The organism is Nocardia tenerifensis NBRC 101015, from assembly GCF_000308715.1.
Classification (GTDB): domain Bacteria; phylum Actinomycetota; class Actinomycetes; order Mycobacteriales; family Mycobacteriaceae; genus Nocardia; species Nocardia tenerifensis.
The window spans coordinates 20,629-27,203 of sequence record NZ_BAGH01000082.1 but is presented as its reverse complement, the minus strand read 5'-3'; the positions used below and the strand labels follow the sequence as shown (position 1 = coordinate 27,203).

6 protein-coding genes and 1 tRNA gene are annotated in these 6,575 nt (G+C 67.0%); 3 read left to right on the top strand and 4 right to left on the bottom strand.

Annotation, left to right across the window (positions count from 1 at the left end; all coding sequences use genetic code 11):
- Positions 1 to 71: 71 nt before the first annotated feature.
- Both lysA and argS read right to left on the bottom strand, forming a co-directional pair.
- Positions 72 to 1,490: a diaminopimelate decarboxylase gene (gene lysA, locus ON39_RS06715; protein WP_040732336.1), complete on the bottom strand. Its 1,419-nt coding sequence runs from the start codon at positions 1,488 to 1,490 to the stop codon at positions 72 to 74.
- 114 nt (positions 1,491 to 1,604) lie between these two features.
- Positions 1,605 to 3,263, bottom strand: coding sequence for an arginine--tRNA ligase (gene argS, locus ON39_RS06710; protein WP_040732335.1), 1,659 nt, complete (start codon positions 3,261 to 3,263; stop codon positions 1,605 to 1,607).
- Between the two features lie 114 nt (positions 3,264 to 3,377).
- Here argS and ON39_RS06705 point away from each other — a divergent pair, with 114 nt between their 5' ends.
- The 3 genes from ON39_RS06705 to ON39_RS06695 all read left to right on the top strand — a co-directional run bounded on the left by ON39_RS06705 (position 3,378) and on the right by ON39_RS06695 (position 5,185).
- Positions 3,378 to 4,301, top strand: a complete 924-nt coding sequence (locus tag ON39_RS06705) for a thioredoxin-like domain-containing protein (RefSeq protein ID WP_051186364.1) — start codon at positions 3,378 to 3,380, stop codon at positions 4,299 to 4,301.
- Complete coding sequence (locus ON39_RS06700; RefSeq protein WP_040732334.1) at positions 4,301 to 5,011, top strand: DUF305 domain-containing protein; 711 nt, start codon at positions 4,301 to 4,303, stop codon at positions 5,009 to 5,011. The genes ON39_RS06705 and ON39_RS06700 overlap by 1 nt, the downstream gene beginning before the upstream one ends.
- A gap of 101 nt (positions 5,012 to 5,112) precedes the next feature.
- Positions 5,113 to 5,185, top strand: a tRNA-Arg gene (locus tag ON39_RS06695).
- 84 nt (positions 5,186 to 5,269) lie between these two features.
- Here ON39_RS06695 and ON39_RS06690 read toward each other — a convergent pair.
- Both ON39_RS06690 and ON39_RS06685 read right to left on the bottom strand, forming a co-directional pair.
- Positions 5,270 to 5,728: a hypothetical protein gene (locus ON39_RS06690; RefSeq protein ID WP_051186363.1), complete on the bottom strand. Its 459-nt coding sequence runs from the start codon at positions 5,726 to 5,728 to the stop codon at positions 5,270 to 5,272.
- Positions 5,704 to 6,144, bottom strand: coding sequence for a hypothetical protein (locus tag ON39_RS06685; RefSeq protein ID WP_051186362.1), 441 nt, complete (start codon positions 6,142 to 6,144; stop codon positions 5,704 to 5,706). Before ON39_RS06685 ends, ON39_RS06690 begins: the two co-directional genes overlap by 25 nt.
- Between the last annotated feature and the right edge of the window lie 431 nt (positions 6,145 to 6,575).

The following is a 6,575-nucleotide window of genomic DNA, read 5'->3' as shown; positions in this document are numbered from 1 at the left end:
ATTGCCCATGCCGAGGACCGCGACCCCGATCGGCTGATCTCTCCCCCAGGTCACCTTACTGGGATTCGTCATCATTCAACCTCCAAGCTGAGCAGGTCCGCCACCGTTTCCCGGCGCAGAATGAGTCGCGGTTGTCCGTCGCGCACCGCGACCACCGCAGGGCGGGTCAGCTGGTTGTATCGGCTGGACATGGAGTAGCAGTACGCGCCGGTCGCGGCGACGGCGACCAGATCACCCGGGCCGACGTCGGCAGGCATCCAGGTATCGCGGATGACGATATCGCCACTCTCGCAATGCTTTCCGACCACGCGCGCGACCAGGGGCGCGGCCTCGGAGGTGCGCGACACCAGGCGGCAGTCGTAGTCCGCCTGGTACAGCGCCGGGCGGATGTTGTCGCTCATGCCGCCGTCGACGCTGATGTAGCGCCTGCGCAGGCCGCCGTCGAGGGAGACGTCCTTGATGGTGCCGACCTCGTACAGGGTGACGGTGCCCGGCCCCGCGATGGCGCGCCCCGGCTCCACCGCGATCTTCGGCTGGGGCAGGCCGATGGCGGCCGCCTCGGCGGCGACCAGGTCGCACACCTTCGCGGCGAAGTCGTCCAGCGGCGGCGGGTCATCGCTGGGCAGGTACGAGATGCCAAGTCCCCCACCGAGATCGAGCGTCGAGATCTGCGAGGTGCGTTCGACGCCGAACTTCTCGACGGCGTCGTGCAGCAGCCGCAGCATGCGGCGCGCGGCGATCTCGAAGCCGTCGATCTCGAAGATCTGCGAACCGATGTGGCTGTGCAGGCCGACCAGGCGCAGGTTGTCCGCGTCGAAGACGCGCGCGAGCGCCTCCATGGCGTCGCCGCCCGCGATCGAGAAGCCGAACTTCTGATCCTCGTGCGCGGTCGAGATGTATTCGTGCGTATGGGCTTCCACGCCGACGGTGATTCGGACCAGCACGTCCTGCACCACGCCGGCGCGGCCCGCGATGGCCTCCAGCCGCTCGATCTCGATCAGCGAGTCGACCACCACGTGGCCCACCCCGGCGGCCACCGCCGCCTCGAGCTCGGTCGCGGATTTATTGTTGCCGTGCAAGGCGATTCGCTCGGCCGGGAAGCCGGCGTGCAGGGCCACCGCGAGCTCGCCGCCGGAGCACACGTCCAGCGAGAGACCCTCGTCGCGGATCCAGCGCGCGATCTCACCGCACAGGAACGCCTTGGAGGCGTAGTGAACTCGCGCGTTCGGGCCGAACGCGCGCACCATATCGCGGCAGCGCGAACGGAAGTCGTCCTCGTCGATCACGAACAGCGGCGTGCCGAACTCGGCGGCCAGCTCGTGCACCGGCACGCCGGCCAGCCGCACCACACCGTCGGCGTCGCGAGAGGCGTTGCGCGGCCAGACATTCGCGGGCAGATCGATCATCTGCCGCGGTTCACGGGGACGCTCCGGCAAGTTGGGGGCGTGCGGGATCTCGGCGTGCCGAGGCCCCGCGGGGTGGGCGCTCACAACTGCACCTCGCTAGCGCTCGGCTCCGTCGTGAGTGCCCAGGCAGCTGTGCCGCCGATTCGCTCACTCATAGTCGTTCCTCCTCGGCGCTCGTCGGAAAAGCCTTGTGCCCGTTCACATCCGCTCCGGTGCGCTGACGCCGAGCAGGGCGAGGCCGTTCGCGAGAACCTGACGGGTCGCGTTGACGAGCACCAGGCGCGCGGCGTTGGTCGGGCTGACCGGCTCGTCGCCGAGGGGCAACACGCGCAGGTTCTTGTTGGTCTGGAAGCGGTGGTAGGTGCCGGCCAGTTCCTCCAGGTAGCGGGCGACCCGGTGCGGCTCGCGCAGGCTCGCGGCACTGCTCACGACCCGGGGATACTCGCCGAGGGTGCGAATGAGCTCACCCTCCTCGTCGGAGGTCAGCAGCGCGAGATCCGGTGTCACCCGGTCGTATTCGAGCTCGGCGGCGTTGCGCGCGATCGACGCGGTCCTGGCGTGCGCGTACTGCACGTAGTAGACCGGGTTCTCACTGCTCTGGCTGGTCCACAGGTCGAGGTCGATATCGATGCTCGAGTTCACCGAGGAGCGAACCAGCACATACCGTCCCGCGTCGACGCCGATCGCCTCGACCAGATCCTCCAGCGTGACCACGGTGCCTGCGCGCTTGCTCATTTTCACGGCCACACCGTCTTTGAGCAGATTCACCATTTGCCCGATCAGCACCTCGACGGTGGCCGGATCGTCGCCGGAGACCGACGCGATCGCTTTCAACCGGCCGATATAACCGTGGTGGTCGGCGCCGAGCATGTAAATGCAGAGATCGAAACCGCGCTCCCGCTTGTTCTGGAAGTACGCGATATCGCCGGCGACATAGGCGGGTTTGCCGTCGCTTTTGATGACGACGCGGTCCTGATCGTCACCGTATTCGGAACTGGCGATCCACCACGCGCCGTCCTTTTCATAAAGATCGCCGGAGTCCTTGAGCTTCGCGACGGCCTGTTCCACCGCGCCGGACTCGAACAGCGAGCTCTCGTTGAAGAAAACGTCGAAATCCGTGCCGAACTCGTGCAGCGACTGCCGGATCTGGGCGAACATCAGCTCGACGCCCTCGGCGCGGAACAGCTCCTGCCGCTCGGCCTCGGGCAGCGTCAGCGCCTCCGGGTGCGCGGCCACGACCGTGTTCGCGATCTCGACGATGTAGGCGCCCGCGTAGCCGTCGTCCGGCGTCGGCGCGCCGGTGGCCGCCGCCACCAGCGACCTGGCGAACCGCTCGATCTGCGCGCCGTGGTCGTTGAAGTAGTACTCGCGCACGACGTCGGCGCCCTGCGCGGCCAGGATGCGGCCGAGCGCGTCGCCGACCGCGGCCCACCGGGTGCCGCCGAGATGCACCGGGCCGGTCGGGTTGGCCGACACGAACTCCAGGTTGATCTTCGCGCCCTTCAGCGTCTCGCCGCTGCCGTAGGCGGTGCCCGCGGCGAGGATCCGCTCGAGGATCACGCCCTGCGCGGACGCGGCCAGACGGATGTTCAAGAAGCCGGGCCCGGCCACCTCGGCGGTGGACACGCCGTCGGCCGCGCTCAGCGCCTCGGCGAGCCAGGTCGCCAGATCGCGCGGATTCGTGCCCGCCTTTTTCGCGACCTTCATGGCCACATTCGTGGCATAGTCACCGTGTTCCGGGTTGCGTGGGCGCTCGACAGTGACCTCGTCGGGCAGGACCGCGGGGTCCAGTCCGCGTTCGACAAGCACCTTCGCCGCAGTGGCGCGAAGGAGATCTGCAAGGTCAGCTGGAGTCACGAGTCTCTATCCTATGGTCTTGGCAGGTGTACACCTCGAGTGGGCACTGCGCCGCAACCGTCCGCAAGCCACACCACCCCGCGGATCCATCACATCGAGAAAGCACAACGAGCGATGCCGAGCAGTCCCAGCGCCAAATCGGCCAAGGCCGCCGCCAAGTTGTCGGGCTCCCGTAAAGGGGGCGGGCGAGGTGGACTTCCCAAGAAGAATCGTCAGATCCCCTGGTTGGCCATCGGCGCGGCCGCTGTCATCATCGCACTGATCGGCGCGCTCGCCTACAGCCTGGTCCCCAAGTACCAGGAGAAGGCGGACCTGGAGAAGTTCACGCCCAGCGCCGACCACAAGGATCCGTCGGATTCGATCCCCGGCGTGGTCAAGAAGGAGTACCCGGCCGGGCTGCACATCGGCCCGAACCAGCGCGTCGCCTACGACCAGAGCCCCGCGTTCGGCGGACCGCACGACGCTTCGTGGGCCACCTGCACCGGCGTCGTGTACGACAAGCCGATCCGGATGGAGAACGCGGTGCACTCGCTCGAGCACGGTGCGGTGTGGATCACCTACAACCCCGACAAGGTGGACGCCGCCGGGGTGGACACGCTGAAGAGCAAGGTCCAGGCCAAGCCGTACTCGCTCATGTCGCCGTATCCCGGGCTGGACAGCGCGGTCTCGCTGCAGTCGTGGGGGCATCAGCTCAAACTGGACAGCGCCGACGACAAGCGCGTCGGGCAGTTCATCACCGCGCTGCGGCTGAACAACTACGCCTACCCCGAGGTCGGCGCGGACTGCTCGACGATCGCGTTCGACACCGACAACCCGCCGCCGTTCGACCCGACGCCGCCCGGACCCGACGCGGTGCCGATGGACGGCAAGGGACTGCAGAAGGATCCGTCGGAGATGCCCGGCGGCCTGCCGGGTGTGCCCGGCGTTCCGGGGCTGCCCGGTCTGCCCGGCGCGCCGCTGCCGACGCTGCCCGGACAGGCGGTGCCCAACCAGCCGCAGGCCGGTCCGGCTCAGCCCGCGCCAGGGGCCGACCGCTAGTGGCGACCGAGGTCGAGCCGGGCGCCGCGGAGTCCGGCCTCGGCGCCCAGGTCCGTCGCCAGCGCACCGCACTGCTCGTGCTCGGCGTGCTCGGCGCCATCCTGATCGGCGTCGCCATCGGCGCGCTGATTCGGCTGCCGCTCGACGGCTCGTCCGAGCCCGACCCCGGCGCGGTGGATGTCGGATTCACCCAGGACATGTCGGCGCACCACGCGCAGGCCGTCGAGATGGCCGGCGTCGTGCTCGTCCGCTCCACCGACACCGACGTGCGCCGGCTCGCCTACGACATCATGACCACCCAGCAGAACCAGGTCGGTCGCATGCAGGGCTGGCTCCAGTTGTGGGGCAAACCCGCCCAGAGCGTCGACGGTTACATGGGCTGGATGAGCGGACAGCCCGGCGGCCACGGCCACTCCGGCGCGACCCAGACCGCGTCCGGACCCATGCCGACCATGCCCGGCATGGCCACCCCCGCCGACCTCGCCGCCCTGCGCCAAGCCACCGGCCCCCAGCTCGACACCCTCTTCCTCCAGCTCATGCTCCGCCACCACCAGGGCGGCCTGCCGATGATCCAGTACGCGGCCGAACACGCCGAGACCACCGCCGTGCGCACCCTCGCCGACACCATGGACAAAACCCAGCGCGGCGAGTCCGACCTCATCACCACCATGCTCACCGCCCGCGGCGCCACCCCCCTCCCACCCAACTGACCCGAACCGCCGCCCTAACAACCCTTTTTGGCACACGGCCACCGATGCGATACGCTTTCCCCGCCCGATAGGCGGCCACCCCGCCCCTCGGCCCGATCCCCGCCCTCGTAGCTCAGGGGATAGAGCGTCTGCCTCCGGAGCAGAAGGCCGCAGGTTCGAATCCTGCCGAGGGCACAGATGAGAAAGGCCCCGACCAGCGCGAATCTGGTCGGGGCCTTAGTCTTTCGAGAACTCACCCAGCCCCGATGGCACGAGGCCCTAGCTATTCTCGCTCCAGAACTGGTTCAACCGTGCGATCGCCTGCTCCGGGGTCATTGCCTCGATCTCGTCGGGTGTGAGGTGGACCAACCGAAGCAGCTTCTCCACTACGCCGAGGGGGATAGGTTCCTTCGCTGGAATAGCCACGGTGCCGGCTGTCCGCTCGGGCCGGACGCCATTCTTCGCACAGTCCCAGAACTCGGCCTCAGTGACGTGGAGTTGCTCCTTGAGGATCTGGCACCACAGCTTCGGGCCATAGTCGGTGTTGTCCGCCGGCCGTGAGATCCGCGTTCGCATGACTCTGCCATCGGGAAGGTGGAGCTCCATGGTGATGTGATGGCCGACGACGCCTCCTGTAGCGTCGCGAACGAGAGTCCATTTGTCGTTCTCGCAGAACGTTTGGTGGGCCTTCCTGGTGCCAGGAGGATATCGGGTCACTGTTCGGCCGCCGTCAACCATTCTGTGAGTTGTTCGTCGGTTGATAGTTCGACGAACTGGACGAAGTCGATGTTGTCGCGGTGATTCACCGCTGCGTGGAGGTGATCCTGCCAATCAGCGGTGTATTCGCGCATGGCTTCGATCAACGCCTGTACGGCCCTGTCGAAGTCGGCTTCTTCGACAGCCAGCGGCAAACCAGGCAGGTATGCGACCCAGTTGCCGTTTTCTCGTACGATCTGCGGCTCATGCGGCTTGATGATCTGGGCCAGCAGCGAACGCAGCCGTCCGACTAGTACAAGCGCAGAGTCCTTACCTTTGCGTGAGACGACAGCGAGATTGCCCTCTTCGGCGGTCGTCAGCATCTGAGCGAAGTTGTCTCGGGCGCTGTGTGCCGTGTCGTAGCGTTTCACAGACGTGATTCGGTCGATGGTCGTCATCGGTTCCCTCGGCTCATTCCGGTGCGGCCAACATGTACGTTATGTACATCATGTACAGGCTGACGTAGACACGCCAACGTGACGCGCCACACGTGTCTTCTGGGACGCTCATCCGACATCTATCCGAGGTCAAGGCCCCCAGGTTCGGATCCTGTCGAGGGCACCGATGGGGAGCCCCGACCAGCGAGAAATGGTGGGGGTTTTCTCGCTCCTGGACAGTAAGACGTCGGCGGTGCCCTGCGTGGTGGGTCATCCAGATCTGAACCAGCGGATCAAGGCGAACACTCCGGCGATTACGGCAACTCCGGCCAAAATGATGCCGTAGTCGAGCGGAGCCTCTTGCTTTCTCCGACGATGCTTCGCCATCTCCCACCACCTCCTGGACGCGATGTATGGACCGTGTGCATCGGCCCCGGAAAGAGGTGGGCCCA

Excerpts from the sequence above, each read along its gene's own strand:
- ON39_RS06705 (WP_051186364.1), top strand. The coding sequence starts at position 3,378 with ATGCCGAGCAGTCCCAGCGCCAAATCGGCCAAGGCCGCCGCCAAGTTG.
- ON39_RS06690 (WP_051186363.1), bottom strand. The coding sequence starts at position 5,728 with ATGGTTGACGGCGGCCGAACAGTGACCCGATATCCTCCTGGCACCAGG.
- ON39_RS06685 (WP_051186362.1), bottom strand. The coding sequence starts at position 6,144 with ATGACGACCATCGACCGAATCACGTCTGTGAAACGCTACGACACGGCA.